This window comes from Streptomyces sp. NPDC001941, assembly GCF_040296945.1.
Classification (GTDB): Bacteria; Actinomycetota; Actinomycetes; order Streptomycetales; family Streptomycetaceae; genus Streptomyces.
On record NZ_JBEOYE010000025.1, the window covers coordinates 33,684 to 53,870 of the forward strand.

The following is a 20,187-nucleotide window of genomic DNA, read 5'->3' on the forward strand; positions in this document are numbered from 1 at the left end:
GCGCCGGATCAGCGGCGGGTGGTCTTGCGCCAGCCGAAGGGCCCCGGCAGGTCCACCGAGGTGGTACGGCGCCCGGTGCTGCTGTGGGTGTGGCGCGGGCCGTGCTTGCCACCGCCGGTGGTGATCGACCACGACTTGCGGTTGATGTTGAGGCGGACGCCGGGCAGGATCCTGAAGCTCTTGCGGAACGTCAGCGGCATGACGTCTCACTTCCTCACTCAGCGGAGAACGGGGACTCGGGAATCGGTGGGCCGGGGGAACGGGTCGTTCGACTGCGCGTTCTTTTCGGCCACTTGACATGCGTGTGTCCCGCGCGACCCGTTCCATGCGCCCGGTGTTCCGACGACCGGGAGCCCCCGGGGATCCGCCGCCCGGGACGGCAGCCCGGGACGGCGGCCCGGGGCGGCGGCCCGGCCCGGCCGTCGGGCATGATCGGACCACGACACCGGGGAGGGGACCGAGATGGAGTGGGGAACGCTGGTCGCCACGCTGGGCGGTGGTCTGATCGCCATCGCCGGTACGGTCCTCGCCGACCGGCTGCGCACCCGCCAGGAACACCGCCGCGGCCTCCAGGCCCACCGCAGGGGCGTCTACACGGAGTTCATCGCGGCAGCGGGCTCGGCCCACACCGAGCTGCGCCGCCTCGCGCAGGACGGCTCCGGGGCGCGGGACCTGGAGGAGGCCACCCGCGCCGCGCTGACCGACGCCCGCGTCTACGAGGTGCGCGAGCGGCTCTTCATCGACGCCAGCTCGCGGATCGCCGGGGCCGGACAGACCATGTTCGAGCGGCTGCGCGCCCTGCGGAAGGTGGTCGCCGCGGGCGCCGGCATCTCGACCGCCGCGTTCCACGAGGTCTACCACCCCTACCTGGAGGCCGTCTGGGCCTACCGCGAGGCCGTGCGCGACGAGTTGGAGGGCAGCGCGCTGGCCCCGGCCGACTTCGGCTGGTCCGCCTGGGACGGCAAGGAGCGCTGCCCGCACTGCGCGGAACGGGCGGCCTCGGCCTCGGGCTGAGGGCCGCGCCGGAGCTGGGCGCGCCCGCCGTCACGGAGGGGCCGTGGACCGGGTTCAGGGCCGGGGCCTCAGGGCCGTACCGCACCGGGCGGCACGGAGGGGCCTTCAAGGACTCACCGCGCCAAGCCTCACAGCGTGGTCAGGTACTCGCGCACTCCCGCCAGGTCGAGCAGGTGCCCCACCGCGGTCGACATGCTGATCACCTTCAGGTCGCCGCCCACCTGGGTGCTGCGGTGGCGGTGGACCAGCAGCACGCTCAGGCCGGTCGAGTCCATGAACTCCACGCCCGACAGGTCCACCTGGGCCCGCTTGCCGACCAGCGGGGCCAGCGCGCGGCTCAGCTCGGGCACGGTGGCCAGGTCCGCCTCCCCCGCGACCAGGACCAGGACGGGGTCGACGCCGGGGACCACGTCCACGCGCAGTGGCCGGGGCGAGGGTCTGGTCAAGGCTGACTGCTTTCTCCAGGGGCGGACGCGGGCTCGGAACAGGCCGTGGACCTGTTCACCGGGACAACCCTTCGAAGGGCCATCGTCTTCCGTCATACCCGCCCCGCACAGCCGAACCCCGGCCGGAACCTTTCTCCCGGTAGATAGTTCTGGGCGCCGGCCCCGCGGCCGGGGCGTGGCGGCCGGGCGCAGGCAGTCCCCCGTACCCCGCCCGTTCCTTCACGTATCCCCACGTTCGTTCACGTACGTTCGCGGCCGGAAATGACCGGCGTATTTGACCATGCCCCCGTACCCGGGTCTTCCCTGGAAGCCGGGGGTGGGTCCGGCGAGCCACGCGGATGTGCCCCCGCGAAGGCTCTCGCGAAGTCCCTCGCGGAGTCCTGCCCGCGTACAAGGAGCACCAGATGACCGCACCACCCAGCCACCGGCCCGGACCCGGCAGAGGATCCGGCGGGAGTCCCGACGGGAGCGGAAGCCGAAGCGGGAGCGGGGCCGGACGCCGGTACCCGCGCCGCGGCCGCTCCCTCGCCGTCTCCGCCGCGCTGGTCCTCCTCGCGGCCGTCGTCCCCTCCCTCGCCGCGCCCCAGCCCGCCTCGGCCCTCGGGCCGTGCGGCGAGGTCCACGGGTGGTCGCCCCAGGGCCAGGTCGCGCCCGCGATAGCCGGGATCACCGATCCGGGCCCGGTGCGTTTCGCCGACCTCGACGGGGACGGGGACGACGACCGCCTCCTGCTGGACGAGATCGGCGGGATCAGGGAGTGGCGCAACGACCGTGACGGCACGTGGTCCTACCGGGGCCGGGTCGCTCTCGGCACCGGGTACGCGCCCGACCGCGTCAAGTTCGCCGACCTCGACGGGGACGGCAAGGACGACTACCTGGCCGTCAAGGGCGACGGCGCGCTCGACGGCTGGATCAACGCGGGCGGCGATCTCTCGACCCCGACGGGCATCGTGCCGGGCTGGAAGCCCGTGGGCCAGGTGGCGCGCGGGACCGGCACCCCGCCCGGCCAGATCCACTTCGCCGACCTCGACGGTGACGGCGACGACGACTACCTGACCCAGGGCGCGCCGCAGGACGACCTGTACGCGTGGCGCAACGAGGGCGGCGACCGGCCCGGCCGCGACGGCTGGGTGTCCTGGGGCAAGGTCTCCGAGGGGAACGCCCTGATGACCACCTCGCGCGCCGGTTTCGGCGACTTCGACTGCGACGGGCGCGACGACCGGCTGTTCCTGTACCCCGACAGCAAGCTTCTCAGCGTCGCCAACGCGGGGATGCGGGACGGCGTGCTGCACGACGGCCACGTCGGCGGCGCGGCGGGTACGCACGACCCGGTGGAGCGCATCTTCCTCGCCGAGCTCAACGGCGACGGGCGCGTCGACTACCTGACGATGGCCGAGGATGGCTCGTTCACCGGCTACCTCAACGACGGGGGCGACCGGTGAACCCGGCCGGGCGTGCCGCCCGGACGCCCCGCTCGGGCGTCCTCGCCACCCTGCTCGTCCTGGTGGCCGCGCTCCTCGCCGTCGTACCGGCGAAGCCCGCCGCGGCCGAGGACCGCCCGTTCAGCAGCACCCCGCTGGCGACCTGGAACATGCGCGGCGCCAACGAGTCCGGCGCCAACACCAACAAGTGGTACAACAACGTCCGCCACTACGCGCGGGCCTACGGGATCGTGCTCCTCCAGGAGGCCGGGGCGATGCCGGCGAGGAGCGCGCGGCCGCAGGCCGACATCACCCGCACGACGGTCGACCCCAACGGGGTGATCACCACCCACACCGTGCAGCACTACCTCTGGGACATCCACACGGACCACGCCGTGGAGAACCGGCACGTGTACTTCCTGCTCACCCAGAACGGCGAGGGCGGCCGGGTGAACCTCGCCGTGGTCGTCAACGGCCAGCCGGACGAGGTCAACGTCGTCGCCAACCCCAGGACCCCGGGCCGCACCGCGCTCGGCGTACGGTACGGCGCGCACTGGTACTTCACCGTGCACGGCATCGCCAGGGGACAAGGGCCGGACTCCGCCGCGCTGCTCGACGCGATCGACACCCAGGTGGACCGGTGGGCCGCCGACCGGCGCGTCTCGTACGAGTGGACCGTCGGCGGCGACTTCAACGCGACCCCGGACGTGCTGGCGAACCGGACGGGCTTCCCCCCGGCCATGATCGTCAGCACCGAGCGCGGCGTGGCCACCCACGACAACGGGGAGCGCCTGGACTACTTCGTGACCAGTGACGTCACCGCGGCCCAGCGCCACCGGCACGCCCACATCCTCCGGCTGTCCGAGTTCGTCGGGATGCCGCCGTCGGACCACCGGCCCGTGGAGGTGGGCCATCTGCGGGCGGCGGGCGAACCACCGAGCTCCATACGGCTGATGCCGGTGGGCGACTCGATCACTCAGGGCCTGGGCAGCGTGAACGAGTCAGGGTTCCGCGACGAGGTCCAGGACGGCCTCGGCAAGATCAACCGCAACGACCTGTTCGGCAACGACCTGCTCTCCCCGATGTACGACCTGCTGGCCAAGCGCGACCTGGTCGGAGAGCGCAGGACGGGGCGCGGCATCCCGGACACCGACCACGAGGGCTGGCCCGGGTACACGATCGACCAGATCGCGCAGGAGGCATCCGACGCCGTGCCGCAGATGCGGCCCAACGTGGTGACCCTGCTCGCCGGTACGAACGACATGGTCCGCAGCGTGGACGTGGCGGACGCCCCGGCGCGGCTGAGCCGGCTGATCGACCAGATCTACCAGGGCTCGCCGGGCGTGACGATCGTGGTGGGGACGCTGACGCCGTCCTCCAACCCGGCGATCCAGCAGCGCATCGAGGCGTACAACCAGGCGATCGGGCCGATGCTCGACGCGCGGGTGGCCAAGGGCGACCACCTGGTCCAGGTGGACCTGAGCGCGGTGACGACGGCCGACCTCGTCGACGAGGTGCACCCCACCGACACCGGGTACCGGAAGATCGCCGAGGCCTTCCTCGAAGGCATCCGCGCGGCCCTGGAGCAGGGCTGGGTGGGCGAGGCGGCGACGCCCGACCCCGGGGGCCCGCGCGGCGGCTACGAGCCGAAGGGGCGGATCTGGGACGGCCTTCCGGGCGACCCGGACGCCGCCGGCGCGATGAAGTACCCGGACCTGAACGGCGACGGGCGGGACGACATCGTGTGGGTCTCCCCCACCGGCGCGGCGACGGCCTGGCTCAACCACGAGGACCAGGGCCGGATCTCGTGGACGTACCGGGGCGAGATCGCGATGGGGACGGGCCTGGGGCCCGACCGGGTGTTCTTCGCCGACCTCGACGACGACAAGCGCGACGACTACGTCGTAATCCGTCCCGACCACACCATCGACGCCTACTACAACAAGGGCGGTGACACGACCACCCCCGACGGCTGGAAGCCCGGCTTCGAGCCGCACCCGGACTACGGCCGGGGCACCGACACCCCGGTGGACCGCATCAGGTTCGCCGACATCGACGGCGACGGCCGCGCGGACTACGTACGGCTGCTGGACGGCGACACCAAGGTCGACGTGTTCTACAACCGCGGCGGCGACACCCCGGGCCACGACGGCTGGGAGCCGGGCGGGGCGATCCTGACCAACCTCAAGTCCCGTACGAACGAGCAGATCGCGTTCGCGGACCTCAACTCCGACGGCAAGGAGGACTACGTCGCGCTGGACGGCGACGGCGTCCCCAACGCCTGGTTCAACACCGGTCGGGCCGACTGGACCGAGCGCGGGAAGATCGCCACGGGGACCGGCGGGACGGTGGCCTTCCCCGAACTCGACGGCGACGGCCGCGCGGACTGGGTGAAGATCGCCCGCAACGGCGCGCTCGACGCGTGGCTCAACAAGGGCGGCGACTGACCCGAGCCGGCGGTGGCGGTGCGCACCCTCCGGGGGCCGCGCACCGCCACCGGCCGGCTTCACCCGGTCCGGCCGCCCTCGACAGCGGGGCCCGTGCCCGGACGCTCCGCCAGCATCGGCCACGCGTCGCGCAGTTGCTCGGCCGAGGCTCCTTCGCACCACTGGTCCAGCAGAGCGGCGACGACGGCCAGGTCGTCGGTGCTCCCGAAGGCCCCCCACGGCCGGCCCGTCTCCGTGGAGATCTCGATGCGGAACTCCCGCTCGTCCTGGCTCGTCGCGTACACCGCGAACCAGGCCTCCCCGCTCGTGCAGCGGGTGGCGACCTCCGCCGCGTAGCCCTCGACGGGTCCCGTGTGCCGGACGACGTAGCCCCGGGCGGCCGCCGCGCGCGCCAGCGACTGCGGCAGGCCGCCGGTCGCGGCCAGGTCAGGGTAGGGCCCGGCGGCCGGCCGTCTCGGACGTTCGTACATGAACCCCTCCATCAGCTGTCAGACGGATGCCGCGCCGGTCGGCGACGGCACCGGGTGCGGGCGCAGCACGAGGAGCCCGTCCTCCTCCCCCGCCACCAGCGCGAAGGGGAACCGGTCGAGTTCCAGGCACAGTTCCACGTCGTCGGCGTGGACCCCCTCGCGCACGCCGTTCGTCAGCTCGGCGGCGGCCCGCGACCCGGCGGCGCGGGCGAGGTAGGGACCGGCGTCCTCCTCCCCCGTGGCCGCCCGGCGTGCGATGTACTGGGCGCAGGCCAGGTCCTCGTCCGCCGTGCCGTCCTCGCCGGTCACCACGAAGGTGACTCCCTCGTCGGCTTCGGACGCTTCATCCGCTTCGTCCGCGCGGGTGCGCAGGACGTGTGCGGTCGCCCCCGCCACCGCGAAACTCGCGCAGAGCACCAGCGAGGCGTCCTTCACAGCGAGGGCGCCGACCGTCCCCGCCGTGGTCTTCTGTACGACGGTGCGCCCGGTCAGGTCGCACGTCCTCAGCAGGCCGGGCGAGTTGACGAGATCGAACCCGGGGGCCGCGGGCCCGTCCTTCAGCGCCACCCACTCCGGGTGGCGCTCCTTGAGCGCCAGGGCCTCGTCCAGCGATCCGGCCAGGACGATCTTCTCCGCCCCCCGGGCGAAGATCCAGGCGGCCACCGTGAAGGCGCGCATGACGTCGACGACGACGGCCACGGAGGGGACTTCGTCGAGCTCATCGATACCGAGGAAGCGAGTGTCCATCGGGTCATGATCGCTTACGGCCCGACCGCGCCGCCATCACGGGGGCCCGCCCGCGCGAACGGGGCCCCGTCATGACCAACTGCCGTACACGACCACCCACTTCACCCGAGCGATGTCACCGTAAAAGATGGTTCCGGGTGTTTGACACGTGTTACTTCTGCGGCGCGAGATCGGGCCCCAGCGAGGCGAATTTCTCTTGCGACACGATCCGCCGGGGCGGCCACGTGATGTTCTCCGGCGGCCAGCTCTGCCGGGTCCGCTTCAGGAACCAGGCCGGGGGCTCGTACATCGGCGGCTCGTAGTCGTCCGGCAGCGCCGTCTTCCACTCGACGCCCTTGGTGCGCTCCGCGAACTCGGCTTTGATCGCCTTGAGTTGCTCGGGCTGGGTGATCAGGTCGACGGCGGTGGCGGCGAGGTAGCGGGCCGCCGTGAGGACCGCGGCACGGCCGGGCGCGGCGGCGGCGCAGGCCGCGGTGGACCAGGTGTGCATCTTGGTGCCGATGGGGGCGAGGGCCACGCCCAGGGAGACGGTCGGGACGTTCCAGCTGATGTCGGCGACGTCGGTGGAGCCGCCGCCGAGGAACGCCGGGTTGGGCGGGGTGAGTTCGGCGACCTGGGTGTGCATGCCCGCGGCGGGCAGGCCGAGCGACTCCTGGAGCTCCTTGGCCAGCTTCTGGGCGTCCGCGGTGTAGACCGGCGGCCCGATGGTCCGCATGTTCTCGTGCAGCAGCTCGGCGAACGCCTTGGCCGGGAGCTGGTTCCAGCACGCCGAGGTGACGCGGTGGCGCACGGTGGTCTGGGACGCCTTGGCCGCGGCCTCGGCCACCGCGACCACCTTGTCGAGCAGCACCCGGACGCGCTCGGGGCTGCCTTCGCGCACGTAGTACGAGATCTCGGCTATCTCCGGGGTCACGTTGGGGATGTCGCCGCCGTTGTTGATGACCCAGTGCAGCCGGCCGCTGGGCGCCAGGTTCTCCTCGCGCAGGAACTCCGACATGGTCGCCATCATCACGGCCGCGTCGAGGGCGCTCTTGTTGCCCAGCGGGGTGCCGCCGTGCCCGGCGACGCCGAGGAAGGTGAAGGTCACGGCCGTCATGGCGGTCGTGGTGCCCCAGCCGGTGGCGTTGGCGGTCGAGGGGTGCCAGTCCAGGAACGCGTCCAGGCCCTCGTACACGCCCTTGGTCACGGCGTACGTCTTGCCGATCAGGGTCTCCTCGGCGGTCGAGCCGAAGAACTTCACGGTCACCGGGAGCCGGTGCTTCTTGGCCGCCTGGGCCACGGCCGCGGCGGCCGCCGCGGCGGCGGTGCCGAGGGCGCTGTGGCCGCAGCCGTGCCCGGGTCCGTAACCGGGGGCGAACGGGTCGTGGACGTACTCCAGCGGGTCGTGGTGGCCGACGCCCTTGCGCTGCGAGAGGCCGGGCAGCGCGTCGTACTCGCCGCTGAAGCCGAGCACGGGCCCGCCCCTGCCCTGGCGGTACGTGGCGGTGAACGCGGTCGGGAAGCCGGCGGTGCCGAACTCCACGTCGAAACCGGCCCGTTCCAGGAACTCGGCCTCGGCCAGCGAGGACTTCCACTCGCGCAGGCTGAGTTCGGCGTTGCCCCAGATCTCGTCGTTGAGGCCGGTGATGTCGTCCTGGTGCGCGGCGATCCAGGCGAGGGCGGCCTTCTTGGCGGGGGTGTCGGCGGCGCGGCCGGCCGGCGCGACGTACCCGGCGGGGGTGGCGTCGACCGCGGCGGCCTGGGCGGGGTCGGCGGCGGCGACCTGGGCGACGCCCGCGGTCACCCCCGCCGCGCCGAGGAGCTGCATGACGTGGCGCCGGCTGAGCTGGGGCGCGCCGGCGGGAAGGTGGTCGTGCTCGTGCTGGTCGTGCAGGTCACACACGGGGGCCTCCGGAACGGATGGGCGGACGGGACCGTACGGTGTTTGTAAGGGCCATGCGGAGAGCACCCTCGACCGAGAAGGTTGCAGCGTCAACATCCCTGGATGACAGCGGTGTTACGCAACGTTCCGATCAGCCGTTCTCCGGCCGACTCCCGCACGCGCCCCGGCACGGACCCCGTGAGCCCGCTATCCGTACGGCCCTCCCGCCTCCCGGCTACTTCGCCGCGTCCACCGCCCTCAGCACCGCCGCCACGAGCAGCCCCGCGGACGTCCCGCCCCTGCCGCCGCGCTGCATCACGGCCGCCGCCGCGACGTCGCCGTGCCAGGCCGCGAACCAGCCGTTCGGCTTCTCCTGACCGATGACCTCCGCGGACCCCGTCTTCGCGCCCACGTCACCGGTCAGGCCCGACATCGCCGCGGCCGCCGAGCCCGCCGTCGCCGTCGTGTGCAGCAGGTCCCTCAGCTGCTTCTGGGCGTTGGCGTCGAGCGGGCGGCGCGCCGTCGCCAGGGTGCGGTGGCCGACGTCCGGCGCGACCAGGAAGGGCTGCGCGAAGCGCCCGGTACGGGCGGTGGAGATGATCGAGGCCATGGTCAGCGGGTTCATCCGCACCTGCGCCTGGCCGATGAGCTGGGCGGCCTTGGACGCCGCGTGCTCCACGGGCACGGTCCCGGTGAAGGCGGGCACCCCGACCGACCAGGGCTCGCCGATCCCGAAGACGTCCCGCGCCTGCCGGGAGAGCTCGTCGTCGGCAAGGCGGCCCGCCTGGGTGATGAAGGCGGTGTTGCAGGAGGCCGCGAAGCTGCGCCGGAAGGTGCTGCCCCCGATCTCGAAGTCGTCGACGTTGTGGAACTCCCAGCCGCCGTACGAGGCCGTCTTCGGGCACGGGTGCGGCTTGTCGGGGCCCGCCAGGCCCTTCTCCAGGAGGAGCGAGCCGGTGACGATCTTCATCGTCGAACCGGGCGCGAGCCGCCCCTCGACGGCCGTGTCGGGGCCCTTGCCCCCGGAGTTCGCGATCGCCAGGATCTCGCCGGTCGACGGCTTGAGCACCACGATCGAGGCGTCCGCGCGCTTGGCGACCTCCGCCTCGGCCGCCCGCTGCACGCGCGCGTCGAGGGTGGTCCGCACCTGCGCCGCCGCACCGGCCCCGACGGAGAGCAGGGCCGCGTCCCTGGCCGGTTCCGCACCGTGGTTCGCCCCGGACCGCGCCACCACGCGCAGCTCGACGCCCGGCCTGCCGCCGACGGTCTTGCCGAAGGACTGCCGCAGCCCCTCCACGACGGGCACGAGCGAGGGGAACGCCCGGGTGTCCAGCGGGTGCCCGTCCCGCCCGAGCGCCACGACCGGCGCGGTGCCCGTCTCCCGCACGGCGAGCTGCCTGCCGGGACCGAGCATCGGGTGCAGCACCTGGGGCGTCCAGTGCACGACCGGCTCGCCGTCCCCGGCCCGGCGCACCACGGTGAGCGAGGAGTCGTACGCCAGCGCGGCGCTCGCCCCCTCGTAGGCGAAGTCGGCCTTCACCGTGAACGGCACCTTCGTCCCGCTCGGCGTCCCCGCCCGCAGGTCCCGCGCCGCCAGGTGGGCGCGCTCCTGGTAGTCCCGCAGCGCGGCGCCCGCGTCGCCCGCCCGGTCCGTGCCGTCGGCCGCCTCCTCCACGTCGCCGTCGGCCCACGCCTCCAGGAAGGAGTCGGTGGCCGAGCGGACCTCCGCCGCCGAGAGCGGGCCGGTGCGCGGCGCCCCCGCCCCGCCGCACCCGGCGAGCACGCCCGCCCCGGCCCCGGCGAGGCCGAGCGAGAGCGCGCCCGTGATCCAGAGTGGCCGTCGCCTGCGCGTGCCCTGCCGCCCGCCGCCCATGGGGCCTCCGCCCTGCCTGCTGGTCGTCCCGGTGATCGACCCGAACCGCTCAAGGTAGGGGCGTGCCGTGGGCGCCCCGGCGGGAGCGCGCCGGTCGGAGCCGTACAACCCCCGGACGTACCAAAGCGGGTGCACGCGGGCGACGAACGCCCGTGCGCAGGGGGTGTCGACGGCCGGTCACCAATGGCCGGTCGTCTGTCCTGTCCGCCCACCGGCACCGGGGCCCAGCATCGGGACGTCAGCCGAGAGCGACGGCGCCCCGCGCGACACCCGCGCGGAACGCCGTACGCCCCGTCACGCCGCCGCGCCCGCGGCCGGGTCAGGAGTACCGATGAAAGAGCAGGACACCTTCGAGCAGCCGACCCGGGAGGCCGCCGCGCTCGCGGCCGAGCGCGGCCTCGGGCCGTGGTCGAGGACGTTCCGGATGAAGCAGAGCCGGCTGTTCGGCAAGCACAACGCCTCGCGGCTCTACATCCACGGCAACGGCGCCGTGGTGACCGGGCCCCAGGGCTTCCAGGCCGCGTACGACTGGCAGACGGTGCGGGTCCTGCGCTACCTGAGCACCCGCAACGGCGTTCCCTGGGACGCCCGTTACACCCTCCTGGACCCGAGCGGCGCCGGGGTGAACATCGGCCCGGGTCTGCGGGTGTTCCTCAAGGAGGAGAAGCAGGCCCTGGGCATCACCTCGATCGTGCAGGGCGCCCTCTTCCTCTGGCCGGACGTCTGGGGCGAGCACATCGTCCAGGCGGTGACGCGGACGCAGCTGCCGAAGGCCGTCGCGGCGGTCGAGCGCGGCGAGACGGTGGACTTCGGCGCGTACCAGGTCGACCGGCACCGGCTGTCCGGCCGCAAGCACTCGGCGCCCTGGTCGGACATCACCGAGATCTCCTCCTACAGCGGCACCCTGATCTTCAACGGGTCCCGCAAGCGCACGACCGTGGACAGCGCGAAGATGGAGAACATCGCCAACATGGACCTCTTCCTCCAGCTGTGCCGGCGCCTGCAGGACTGAGCGACCGTGACGACGCCGCCCGGATCGTCTCGTACCTACCGTGGAGCCCGTGTGAGACTGGCGGAATGGACGGCAGGAACGGCAAGGACATGGGGCGGGAGTCGCGCGGCGAGAAGGACACGGCGACGGTGGAGATCATGTTCGCCCTGGTGACCGCCTCCCTGCTGGCGGCGGTCGTGTTCGGCATCTTCTACGCGCCGACCCTGGTGGTCGGCACCACCACGGCCGAGGGGCGGGCCCTGCTCCTGGCGGGAACGGTGGCGGCCGGGCTGGCGTGGGTGTGGCGGGTCGTGCGCGTGCTGACGCGCTTCGACGCGCGGCGGCGGCTGGGGCGTTGAGGGGGGCGGGCCCTGCTCATGGCGGGGACGGTCACGCCCCCGCCTGGTTTCGATCTCTCCCCCGGCGGTTACGCCGTCTCTTGACGGAACACCCGGACGTGAACCGGGCCTACGGAAGTGGAGCGCATCGATGCGGACGCGGAACATCGGCAACGACACCGTCGGGCGGCACGCGGTGGGGGCCGTCGGGCTGGGCCTGATGACGTTCGACCAGACCGGCTCGCAGCCCCGCCGGCAGCTGCTCGACACGGTGTCCGCCGCCCTGGAGGCGGGCGTGACCCTCTTCGACACCGCCGACGCCTACGGCCCCGGCGAGGAGCTGGGCGCGGCGGCGCAGGGCGAGAACGAACGGCTCATCGCCGGTCTGCTCGACGAGTTGGGCGTACGCGACCGGGTCCTGCTCGCCACCAAGGCCGGGCACGTCCGTACCGAGGGCGGCGGCTGGGACACCGACAGCAGCGCCGCGCACCTGCGCAAGGCGGTCGACGACTCGCTCGGGCGGCTCGGGGTGGAGCAGATCGCGCTCTGGCAGCACCACCGTCCCGACCCGGACGTGCCGTACGAGGAGGTGCTCGGCACCCTCAAGGAGGTGCACGCGAGCGGCAAGGTCGCCATGGTCGGGCTGTCGAACGCGGACCCGGGGCAGATCCGGCGGGCGCACGCGGTGCTCGGGGACGCACTGGTGAGCGTGCAGAACCAGTTCTCCCCGGCGTTCCGCACCAGCCGCCCGGAGATCGACGTGTGCGCCGAGCTGGGCCTGGCCTTCCTGCCGTGGAGCCCGCTGGGCGGTCTGACGAAGGCCAAGGACCTCGCCGAGCGGCACCCCGGGTTCAGCGAGGTCGCGGACGAGCTGGGCGTCAGCCCCCAGCAGGTCGCGCTGGCCTGGGAGCTCGCCCAGTCGCCCGTCGTGATCCCCATCCCGGGGGCGAAGCGCCCTTCGTCGATCACGGACTCGGCCGCTGCGGCGGAACTGACTCTCTCCGACGATCAGTTGGCCCGACTCGACGGCTAGGTACTGTCCGTCCCGACCTTCTCGGCGAACTCCCGCGCCCGGGGGAAGTCCTGGAGGCGACGGGCCAGTACGAGGAGCGCGTCGCGCGGCCGGAAGGTGCCGGACACCGTGTTCGGCCGCGCGACCGAGCCCAGCCAGCGCACGCCGTCGCGCAGGACCGTGACGTCGTCCATGTACACGGCGGCCAGCAGGAAGTCGAGGACGTGCCCGGCGCACTCGACGTCTCCGTAGCCGCCGGAGCCGTATCTTCCGGAGGAACGTCCGCCGGTGTCCTGCCCGTCGGACGCGCCGTCCCCGTCGCCTGCCCGCTCCCCTTCGCGTGAACGTCCGGTGATCTCGCCCAGCAGGGCCGCCCGGCCGCCGCGCAGCAGGAGGTACTCCTCGACGTGCGGCGGCTCGAAGGTGACCCGGGTCAAGGGGCGCACCGGGCCGAACGCGGTCGTGTCGAGCAGTTCCGCGGCCGTCCGGGCCGTGACGGCGACCGCCTCCGCCGCGAGGCGGCGGCCGTACTCTCCCCGCCCGCCGAAGCCCGCCCCGCCCGCGAGGACCGGGACGCCCGTCTGGTGCGCCGCGCGGATCGCCGCGTGCGCCTGGGGCAGGCGCGTGGTCATGGAGGAGGAGAGGGCGAGCAGTCCGACCTCGAACCCGGCCAGGTAGCGGGCGAGTTGGCCGGTCGGCACGTGCGGTCCGAGGTAGGTGACCGACCAGCCGCGCAGGCGCAGGACGTCGGCCGCCAGGCGCGCGGCGAGCGCGTGCCACTCGCCCGGTACGCAGGCCATCGTGATCCGGCCGCGGGGCGGGATCGCGCGGACCGACGGGTGGGCCATGGCCAGCGTCGCGGCGCGCTCGCTGATGGCGGTGGCGAAGTGCTCCTGCACCACGGTGAGCGTCCCGGACGCCCAGAGCGCGCCGATCTCCTCCTGGCAGGGGGCGAGCACGTCGAGCAGGAGGGACTCGGCGCCGAGCCCGTCGTCCAGCCAGGCGCGCGTGAGGGCGTTCGCGTCGTGCTCCGAGCAGGCGACGAGCGCTTCCATGAACAGCTTCTGGAGTTGCGGCAGAGGGGGCGTTCGGGGATCGGTCGGGATCGTGGGTCCGGTCATGCGCGCACCGCCGTCGTGTTCGTGGGTCGTACGGGTCGGGGCCTCGGCCGTGCCGTCACGTGCCCCGGTCCTGACCCGTGCGGGCCTGGATCGCGACGAGGGTCAGGTCGTCGTGGTCCGCGCCGTCCAGCCAGCGGGCGATCAGCATGTCGAGCCGTTCGAGGAGGGCGGCGGCGGGCAGGCCCCGGCACGAGGCGAGGAACTCCGCCAGGCGCTCCTCGCCGAGCAGCGGCCCGGGGGCGGGGCCGCGCGCGTCGGTGGCGCCGTCCGAGTAGACCAGGCAGGTCTCGCCGGGCTCCAGGCGCAGCCGCTCGGTCTCGTACTCCGGGTCGGGCAGCACGCCGATCAGGACGCCCCGCGCCTTCGTGCGCCGTACGCGTCCGTCGCGACGCAGGACCAGTGGCGGCGGGTGCCCGGCGCTGCTGAGGCCCAGGTCGAGGCCCGGGCCGGCGTCCGTCACCGTGACCATGGCCAGCGAGGCGAAGGCCGGGTCCTCGACGCCCGGGTCCCCGGCGCCCGGTCCCTCGTCCTGGTCCAGGGCGTTGAGGCGGCGCAGGACGTCGCGGTGGTGCGGGCGGGGTCGGCTCAGGCCGATCAGCCGGTTGCGCAGGGCGGCGGCGCGCACGGCGGCGGCGGTGTCGTGGCCGCACACGTCCCCGACCACGACCGTGTCGGGCGTGCCCGGCGGCAGGAAGCAGTAGAAGTCCCCGCCGACGCCCGCCCCTTCGGGGCGCGGGCGGAAGGAGACCGCTATGTCGGCCCGGCCGAGCAGGCGTTGCGCGGTGGCGGGCAGGGGGCGCCTCAACTGTCCGGTGAGGCGGTCGAGTTCGTGCTGGAGTTGGGCGGCGTGCAGCGAGAGCGCGGCCATGGCGGCCACCGCGCGCAGGGCCGGGCCGCCGTCCGGCGTGACGAAGGCGGGGGCGGGGTCGCGGCGGAACAGCAGGACGGTTCCGGCCCTGCGCCCCCAGACGCACAGCGGCAGCAGCAGGGACTCCCGGTAGGCGACGGGCTCCCCGGGCAGCAGCCAGGCGGGCGGCGGATCGGGGAAGGGGCAGTGCACCGGGTCGTCCCCGGGGTCGGCGGACGGCGCCAGGGCGTCGGGGAGGCCGGGGAGGAGGTGCGCGGCGGCGGCGGCTTCGGGGCACCAGTACGAGTCGTGGCCGCCCGAGGCGTTCCTCCGCGTCACCCGCGCGCCCCGGGCGCAGCCCTCGGTGATCAGGACGACGGCCTCGGCGAACGGGTGCAGGCTCTCCAGGACCTGCTCCCGCACGCGGGCCGGCGTGCCCGGCCCGTACTGCCCCGGCCACGGCGTGGGCCTGTTCTCCGCCAGTGCGGCGGCGCGGACGTCCGGCTGGGGCGCGCCGGGACCGGGCCGGACGCCCGCGGTGACGGCACCGCGCGTCCGGCCCGGCCTGCCGGGGCGTGGCTTCATCGCGGGCCCTGTCGCACGGTGTGACCAGGCATGGACGCCTTCCGGGGCTCGCTGGGGGCTGGCAGGAGGGAGGATCAGTGCGCTCATGCTGGCAGGTCGCCCGATCCGGCGGAGCAGTATGCGGATCCGGCCACCGGCCGAGGGGGTGGGTGGGAAAATGTGCCCGGCCGCACTGCAAAAACGTTCGTTCCGTCGCCGCGGCCCCCGCCCCGCCGAGTCGCCGACCGGCCCGGCCCGCGTGAGACTGCCGGTATGACCCCCGTGTGGACCAGCAAGGACGCGATGATCGCCGCGCTCGGCGAGGGCGCGGAGGCGTTCGCGTACACCACCTTCGGCGACCGCGACTCCCCGTGGTTCGGCGAGGCCTGGCGCGCCGGTGACGGTACGGGCGTGCGGTACGGGGTGTACGGCGAGGGCCCCGAGCCGTTCGCGGCGGTGCTGGAGGACCTGGCGGGCGAGGACGACGAGGGCTGGGCGGTGCAGGCGGCGAACACCGCCCTGGCGAAGGTGGTCCTGGACTGCGTCGCCGCCACGCCGGAGCTGGCCGCCCTGGAGTGGCGGCGCGACAACGGGGACGCGCTGGCGGTCGCCTGCGCCCCGGACGGCGAGTGGCATGCGGCCTGGTGCTTCGACGGGGAGTACGACCAGGTGGGCTGCGGGGACGACCTGGGGGAGGCGTGGCGCCCGGCCGCCGAGGCCGTCCTGCGCGCCGGGCTCGTCGACGAGACGGACGAGGACGCGTTCGCCGGCGAGGCGGACCTGCGCACGGCCCTGGCGGTGGAGGCCTGGGCGGCCGCCGTGCTCTCCGACGCCACGGCGGACCGGATGAGGGCGGCGGGCTGCAAGGGCGACGAGGGGTTCCGTACCGGGATGTGACCGCGTAGCGGGATGTGACCGCGCGTCTCGATCCGGGATTTTGCTATTTGACCCGGAAAAGAATTTCCTTTTACACTCCTTTACGCATGCACCTCGCTAGGTGAGGCGTCTGCACGGACACAGGCCACTGACCCCAAACGTCGAAAGACGCCCCGGGTCAGGACAGCTCCTCCCGACTTAAGGGTTGAGCCCAAGTGGCTCCCACCTCGTGGGCACGCCGTGCAGTGCCGAAGCTCTGACGAAAGGGGTGCCGGCCCGACGATCCGCGTCCGCGGGTCCCGTTTCGCCTCCCTGTGTGCACCCCGGCGCGTCCGACCGCGCCGGTGACGTACGTCCGGTGGCGCCGTGTGCGCCTGGTGTGGGTGGAGGTGACGGCTGTGAGTTCGGGTTCCGGTAGTTGTTCCGGTGGTTCCCGAGGCCGTGGTCGATCGTGCACTCCGCGCCGCATCCCGTGATCCGTCGCTGACCTCGCACGCCCACCCGCGCCCCCTCTTCTCCGCCCAGGCGTCCCGTCGTCCTCCGGCCCGCCCGGATTCGGTCCGCCCGGATTCGGTCCGCCCGGATTCGGTCCGCACCGGGCGGGGATAAGGCACTCCCCTGCCCCCGCGCAGTTTCCCCTCCTCCTTTTCAGACCCGTGCGCTATTTCAGCGTGCCGTTTTCCAAGAGGCTTTCATGAATCGCGAAGACGTCATTTCCCGTGCCCGCGCACTGCTCGACCGACCGGACGGGGAGGGCTTCGCGCGGCTGATGCGGCACGCGTGGCCCGCCGACGTGGCGGACGCCGTGTGCGACGCCCCCGCCGACCGCATCGCGGCCCTGATCGAGTCCGCGACGCCCCAGGACCGTACGCGCCTCTTCGTCGCCCTCACCGACCCGGTGCAGGACGCCGTGATCGGGGTGCTGTCACCCTCGACGAAGGCCGACCTGGTCTCCAGGCTGCCCGCCGACGAGCGCGCCGACCTGTACAACCGGCTGCCCGAGCACACGCGGCAGCGCCTGCTGCCGTCGCTGTCCCGGGCCGAGCGCGAGGACCTGCTGCGCCTCGCCCACCACCCCGAGGGGACCGCGGGGGCGGCCGCGACGTCGCAGTACACCGCCGTGGGGTCCGGGACGGCGGTGGCGGAGGCACTGCGCTCCATCCGGGCCACGGCCTCGGACAAGGAGACCATCTACGTCGTGTTCGTCCTCGACGTCCAGGGGCGGCTGCGCGGCTCGGTCTCCCTGCGGGACCTGATCCTGGCCGACGAGGACACCCGGGTCGACGCGCTGGTGGGAGCCGACGCGGTGAGCGTGCGGGCCGGTGACCCCGACGAGCGGGCCACCGAGCTGATCCGCCGTCACGACCTGCTGGCCGTTCCGGTGGTCGACGACGAGGACCGCATGGTCGGGATCGTCACGGTCGACGACGCGATGGACATCGACCGCGAGCAGGACGCCACCCAGCTGGCCCGGTACGGCGGCACCTCGGCGCTCGGCGGGCCCGACCTGGACCTGCGCGAGTCGCCGTTCCGCAGGATCTTCGGCACGCGCGTGTTCTGGCTGGGCCTGCTCACCGTGTTCGGCCTGGTCACCAGCAGCTTCGTGGCCGCCCAGGAGGCGATCCTCGAGGAGGTCATCGTGCTCGCGGCGTTCATCGCGCCGATCATCGACATGGGCGGCAACACCGGCAGCCAGGCCGCCACCCTGGTCATCCGGTCCATGGCGCTCGGCCAGATGCGGACCTGCTGGCAGGACTTGTGGTTCGCCGTGCGCCGCGAGCTGGGCGTGGCACTGGCCCTCGGCGCGAGCATCGCCGCCCTCGAGGTCGTCCTCACGTACTTCGTCAAGGACGGGATCTCCCCGGGCGTGCTGGCCACGGTCGGCCTGAGCATGCTGGTGTGCACCGCGCTGGGCGGTGTCATCGGTGCCGCGCTGCCCTTCCTGGCCCGCCGCATCGGCACGGACCCCGCCACTCTCAGCGCACCGCTGATCACCTCGATCATGGACCTGGTCGGCGTCTTCGTGTACTTCGGCCTCGCGTACGCCTTCCTCGGCCACCTGCTCGCGTGAGCAACCACCGCCCGCACCGGACGCGTGGGCCGGCGCGGGCGGGACGGGGATGTCCCTGCTCTTCCGCCCGATATCCGCCCTTGCGCCGGGCGAATGGTCCCCATCCGGCAAGCAGGCACCCGCCCTCAGGTGTGGGCCCGCCCTCGCTGGGGACTCGGCGCGGAGGGCCGGGTCCGGCCGCGTATCCCCCGGGGGTGCCGGCCCTGCCCAGGCTTCTCTGGTTCAGCAGCAGAGCCGGGGAAGCCGTACCCCGCCCCTGACGAAGGGGACTCGGCAGGGGCGGGTCAGAAGCCTCCGTGGGCGCAGACGCGGCGGGCGACCTCGCGCAGCTTGACGTTGTTCTCCTGGGAGTAGCGCCGCAGCGTCTCGAACGCCTGCTCCTCCGTGAGGTGGTGGGCGCCCATGAGGATCCCCATCGCCTCGCCGATGACGTGCCGGGTGGCGACGGCCTGTTCCATCTGGGCGTGGGTACGCGCGCTGGAGAAGGCGATCGCCGCGTGCGAGGCGAGGAGCCAGCCCGCCAGTTCGCTGGTGTCGGTGAACGCCCCCGGCTTGCGCGAGTAGAGGTTGAGCGCGCCGAGGTCCTCGTCCTCGGTGAAGAGCAGGAAGCCCATCACGCTGCCGATGCCCAGCTCCCGCGCTCGGGGGGCGTAGGCGGGCCAGCGCTCCTCGCGGTCGAGGTCGGCGATGCGGAACACCCGGTCACCGGTGGTGCTGCGCGCGGCGTCGAAGCAGGGCCCCTCGCCCACCTGTTCCTGGAGCCTGTCGCTCGCCACGACCAACTCGTCGGTGGCGGCGAGGGTCTGCGCGCCGTTGCCGTCCAGTACGAGGATCCCCGCCGCGTCGCAGCCGTCGACCAGGTCGATCGCCGACGCGGTGATCCGTTCCAGGGTCGCGCCCACCGAGTCCTGCGCCAGCAGGTCGCGCGCCATGGAGGCGAGCCGCAGCGCGAAGCGACTCCAGTCCACGTCAGCCTCCGCCCCCGTCCCGGTCGGGACGTCGTCTCCGCTCTGTCGCCGGAGACGATTCTGCGACGCGCCGCGCGAGGAGAACAGCCGATACCGCGCCTCACTCTCCGTCATGAAACCGGCGGCCCGAGGCTGTTCACCTACGCGTGGGCCGCACCGTCACGACCGGCCCAGGCGGTCCGCGGACGGGGCGTCGGCGCCCGGGCGCGGCGCCGGGACGGCCGGCTTCCCGCCACGGGGCCGACGCCCCCTCTGCCGTACGGAACGCAGCACTTCCACGGCCCCGTGGCAGACCGCGAACCCCGCGTCGAGCGCGGCGCCGCGCAGTCGCCGGTACACGACCGGTGCGTGCGAGTCCCGGCTGGCGGCGTAGGAGATGCCTCTGTGAGTCCTCGATCGTCCTGCGCTGCCCACCGGACGTGGGGAGTGTGGACGTGAACAAGTACGGCCGACGGGCACAGAACCACTGGGTCGAGCACCGGCCTGACGAACTGGCAGACCTGGACGACTCCAAAGCCTTCTTCGCAGATCTCGGGGCAGACGTTGCGCACGAGGTTCGTACGCGCTGGACCGAGGCTCGGCTGACCGCCTCACGCGGTGAGGGTGAGTCCTTCCTCGAGCGGGTCAGCCGGCTGCAGTACATGCGTCACGAGGCGGAGCGGGAGGCTCTGCGTGAGCTTGTGCTCCTGCCAGCTGAGCCGGACCCCGATCTGCCAGCCGACTCTCTGATCACTCAGGCTGAACTGGTTGAGGAGCAGTGGCGTGAGCAGCACCTCGAGGCTCTCGCTGCGGGTCGCAGCCGTGCTGCGGACTTCAGTGCAGCAGAGCGTGCTCGGCTGCGTGCCGGAGCTGTTCCCCGGCTGCTGGAGCTGACCGGCCTCTCTGATGTCGCGCTTGCCCGCCAGGGGCTGAGGTAAGTGCCGTCCGTAGAGGGGGAGTTCCGGCCCCGGGACCAGAGTGATCTGGCTCCTGCGGCTCCGCTGCCGCGGCTGGAGGCGAACCTCGCCGCGCTGCGGGTTCTGCGGCAGATCCAGGGTGAGGGGCGTGAGGCAACTGGTGAGGAGCGTCGGGTCCTGGCTCGATGGTCGTCGTGGGGGGCGCTGCCGAATGTCTTCGACCC

Annotated in this window: 18 protein-coding genes and 1 riboswitch; of the genes, 9 read left to right on the top strand and 9 right to left on the bottom strand. The window is 73.3% G+C overall.

What is annotated here, in order from left to right; all coding sequences use genetic code 11:
* Positions 1 to 8: 8 nt before the first annotated feature.
* Complete coding sequence (locus ABT160_RS18825; RefSeq protein WP_351648781.1) at positions 9 to 200, bottom strand: DUF4236 domain-containing protein; 192 nt, start codon at positions 198 to 200, stop codon at positions 9 to 11.
* Between the two features lie 262 nt (positions 201 to 462).
* Here ABT160_RS18825 and ABT160_RS18830 point away from each other — a divergent pair, with 262 nt between their 5' ends.
* Positions 463 to 1,014: a CchlQ gene (locus ABT160_RS18830; RefSeq protein ID WP_351648782.1), complete on the top strand. Its 552-nt coding sequence runs from the start codon at positions 463 to 465 to the stop codon at positions 1,012 to 1,014.
* A 128-nt stretch (positions 1,015 to 1,142) separates the two neighbouring features.
* On the opposite strand, the gene ABT160_RS18835 is transcribed toward ABT160_RS18830, so the two are convergent.
* Positions 1,143 to 1,460, bottom strand: coding sequence for an STAS domain-containing protein (locus tag ABT160_RS18835; protein WP_351648783.1), 318 nt, complete (start codon positions 1,458 to 1,460; stop codon positions 1,143 to 1,145).
* A 404-nt stretch (positions 1,461 to 1,864) separates the two neighbouring features.
* Here ABT160_RS18835 and ABT160_RS18840 point away from each other — a divergent pair, with 404 nt between their 5' ends.
* Positions 1,865 to 2,902 (top strand): FG-GAP repeat domain-containing protein, encoded by a 1,038-nt coding sequence (locus tag ABT160_RS18840; protein ID WP_351648784.1) that lies wholly within the window; start codon positions 1,865 to 1,867, stop codon positions 2,900 to 2,902.
* Entirely contained in the window at positions 2,899 to 5,328 is a 2,430-nt protein-coding gene (locus ABT160_RS18845) for a GDSL-type esterase/lipase family protein (protein ID WP_351648786.1), read from the top strand. Before ABT160_RS18840 ends, ABT160_RS18845 begins: the two co-directional genes overlap by 4 nt.
* 59 nt (positions 5,329 to 5,387) lie before the next feature.
* Here the strand turns inward: ABT160_RS18845 and ABT160_RS18850 are convergent, their stop codons facing one another.
* From ABT160_RS18850 to ABT160_RS18865, 4 genes are all read right to left on the bottom strand, one after another.
* Positions 5,388 to 5,798 carry a hypothetical protein gene (locus tag ABT160_RS18850; protein ID WP_351648787.1) on the bottom strand — a complete coding sequence of 137 codons (411 nt, stop codon included), beginning with the start codon at positions 5,796 to 5,798 and terminating at the stop codon, positions 5,388 to 5,390.
* An 18-nt stretch (positions 5,799 to 5,816) separates the two neighbouring features.
* Complete coding sequence (locus tag ABT160_RS18855) at positions 5,817 to 6,545, bottom strand: 2-phosphosulfolactate phosphatase (RefSeq protein ID WP_351648788.1); 729 nt, start codon at positions 6,543 to 6,545, stop codon at positions 5,817 to 5,819.
* Between the two features lie 151 nt (positions 6,546 to 6,696).
* Positions 6,697 to 8,427 (bottom strand): amidohydrolase, encoded by a 1,731-nt coding sequence (locus ABT160_RS18860; protein WP_351648789.1) that lies wholly within the window; start codon positions 8,425 to 8,427, stop codon positions 6,697 to 6,699.
* A gap of 214 nt (positions 8,428 to 8,641) precedes the next feature.
* Positions 8,642 to 10,279 carry a penicillin-binding transpeptidase domain-containing protein gene (locus ABT160_RS18865; RefSeq protein WP_502984258.1) on the bottom strand — a complete coding sequence of 546 codons (1,638 nt, stop codon included), beginning with the start codon at positions 10,277 to 10,279 and terminating at the stop codon, positions 8,642 to 8,644.
* 331 nt (positions 10,280 to 10,610) lie between these two features.
* Here ABT160_RS18865 and ABT160_RS18870 point away from each other — a divergent pair, with 331 nt between their 5' ends.
* The 3 genes from ABT160_RS18870 (at position 10,611) to ABT160_RS18880 (ending at position 12,641) form a co-directional block, all read left to right on the top strand.
* Positions 10,611 to 11,291 carry a DUF6585 family protein gene (locus ABT160_RS18870; protein WP_351648791.1) on the top strand — a complete coding sequence of 227 codons (681 nt, stop codon included), beginning with the start codon at positions 10,611 to 10,613 and terminating at the stop codon, positions 11,289 to 11,291.
* Between the two features lie 65 nt (positions 11,292 to 11,356).
* The gene (locus ABT160_RS18875; RefSeq protein WP_351648792.1) at positions 11,357 to 11,629 is read left to right on the top strand and encodes a DUF6332 family protein; all 273 of its coding nucleotides are present in this window, start codon (positions 11,357 to 11,359) and stop codon (positions 11,627 to 11,629) included.
* 130 nt (positions 11,630 to 11,759) lie between these two features.
* Positions 11,760 to 12,641, top strand: a complete 882-nt coding sequence (locus tag ABT160_RS18880) for an aldo/keto reductase (protein WP_351648793.1) — start codon at positions 11,760 to 11,762, stop codon at positions 12,639 to 12,641.
* On the opposite strand, the gene ABT160_RS18885 is transcribed toward ABT160_RS18880, so the two are convergent.
* Both ABT160_RS18885 and ABT160_RS18890 read right to left on the bottom strand, forming a co-directional pair.
* A complete protein-coding gene (locus ABT160_RS18885) occupies positions 12,638 to 13,741 on the bottom strand; it encodes a cobalamin B12-binding domain-containing protein (RefSeq protein ID WP_351648795.1) in 1,104 nt (367 codons plus the stop codon). The genes ABT160_RS18880 and ABT160_RS18885 overlap by 4 nt on opposite strands.
* Positions 13,742 to 13,796: 55 nt before the next feature.
* Entirely contained in the window at positions 13,797 to 15,173 is a 1,377-nt protein-coding gene (locus ABT160_RS18890; RefSeq protein ID WP_351648796.1) for a PP2C family protein-serine/threonine phosphatase, read from the bottom strand.
* A 252-nt stretch (positions 15,174 to 15,425) separates the two neighbouring features.
* On the opposite strand from ABT160_RS18890, the gene ABT160_RS18895 reads away from it, so the two are divergent.
* On the top strand, positions 15,426 to 16,049 hold the full coding sequence (locus ABT160_RS18895) for a hypothetical protein (RefSeq protein WP_351648797.1): 624 nt from the start codon (positions 15,426 to 15,428) through the stop codon (positions 16,047 to 16,049).
* Between the two features lie 85 nt (positions 16,050 to 16,134).
* Positions 16,135 to 16,303: riboswitch (M-box (ykoK) riboswitch) on the top strand.
* A 419-nt stretch (positions 16,304 to 16,722) separates the two neighbouring features.
* Complete coding sequence (gene mgtE, locus ABT160_RS18900) at positions 16,723 to 18,099, top strand: magnesium transporter (protein ID WP_351648798.1); 1,377 nt, start codon at positions 16,723 to 16,725, stop codon at positions 18,097 to 18,099.
* A 284-nt stretch (positions 18,100 to 18,383) separates the two neighbouring features.
* On the opposite strand, the gene ABT160_RS18905 is transcribed toward mgtE, so the two are convergent.
* The gene (locus tag ABT160_RS18905) at positions 18,384 to 19,067 is read right to left on the bottom strand and encodes a GAF and ANTAR domain-containing protein (protein ID WP_351648799.1); all 684 of its coding nucleotides are present in this window, start codon (positions 19,065 to 19,067) and stop codon (positions 18,384 to 18,386) included.
* Positions 19,068 to 19,501: 434 nt separating this feature from the next.
* On the opposite strand from ABT160_RS18905, the gene ABT160_RS18910 reads away from it, so the two are divergent.
* A complete protein-coding gene (locus ABT160_RS18910; protein ID WP_351648800.1) occupies positions 19,502 to 19,984 on the top strand; it encodes a hypothetical protein in 483 nt (160 codons plus the stop codon).
* The last annotated feature ends 203 nt before the right edge of the window (positions 19,985 to 20,187 follow it).

Excerpts from the sequence above, each read along its gene's own strand:
- ABT160_RS18825 (WP_351648781.1), bottom strand. The coding sequence starts at position 200 with ATGCCGCTGACGTTCCGCAAGAGCTTCAGGATCCTGCCCGGCGTCCGC.
- ABT160_RS18830 (WP_351648782.1), top strand. The coding sequence starts at position 463 with ATGGAGTGGGGAACGCTGGTCGCCACGCTGGGCGGTGGTCTGATCGCC.
- ABT160_RS18840 (WP_351648784.1), top strand. The coding sequence starts at position 1,865 with ATGACCGCACCACCCAGCCACCGGCCCGGACCCGGCAGAGGATCCGGC.
- ABT160_RS18850 (WP_351648787.1), bottom strand. The coding sequence starts at position 5,798 with ATGTACGAACGTCCGAGACGGCCGGCCGCCGGGCCCTACCCTGACCTG.
- ABT160_RS18855 (WP_351648788.1), bottom strand. The coding sequence starts at position 6,545 with ATGGACACTCGCTTCCTCGGTATCGATGAGCTCGACGAAGTCCCCTCC.
- ABT160_RS18865 (WP_502984258.1), bottom strand. The coding sequence starts at position 10,279 with ATGGGCGGCGGGCGGCAGGGCACGCGCAGGCGACGGCCACTCTGGATC.
- ABT160_RS18870 (WP_351648791.1), top strand. The coding sequence starts at position 10,611 with ATGAAAGAGCAGGACACCTTCGAGCAGCCGACCCGGGAGGCCGCCGCG.
- ABT160_RS18875 (WP_351648792.1), top strand. The coding sequence starts at position 11,357 with ATGGACGGCAGGAACGGCAAGGACATGGGGCGGGAGTCGCGCGGCGAG.
- ABT160_RS18880 (WP_351648793.1), top strand. The coding sequence starts at position 11,760 with ATGCGGACGCGGAACATCGGCAACGACACCGTCGGGCGGCACGCGGTG.
- ABT160_RS18885 (WP_351648795.1), bottom strand. The coding sequence starts at position 13,741 with ATGACCGGACCCACGATCCCGACCGATCCCCGAACGCCCCCTCTGCCG.
- ABT160_RS18890 (WP_351648796.1), bottom strand. The coding sequence starts at position 15,173 with ATGAAGCCACGCCCCGGCAGGCCGGGCCGGACGCGCGGTGCCGTCACC.
- ABT160_RS18895 (WP_351648797.1), top strand. The coding sequence starts at position 15,426 with ATGACCCCCGTGTGGACCAGCAAGGACGCGATGATCGCCGCGCTCGGC.
- mgtE (WP_351648798.1), top strand. The coding sequence starts at position 16,723 with ATGAATCGCGAAGACGTCATTTCCCGTGCCCGCGCACTGCTCGACCGA.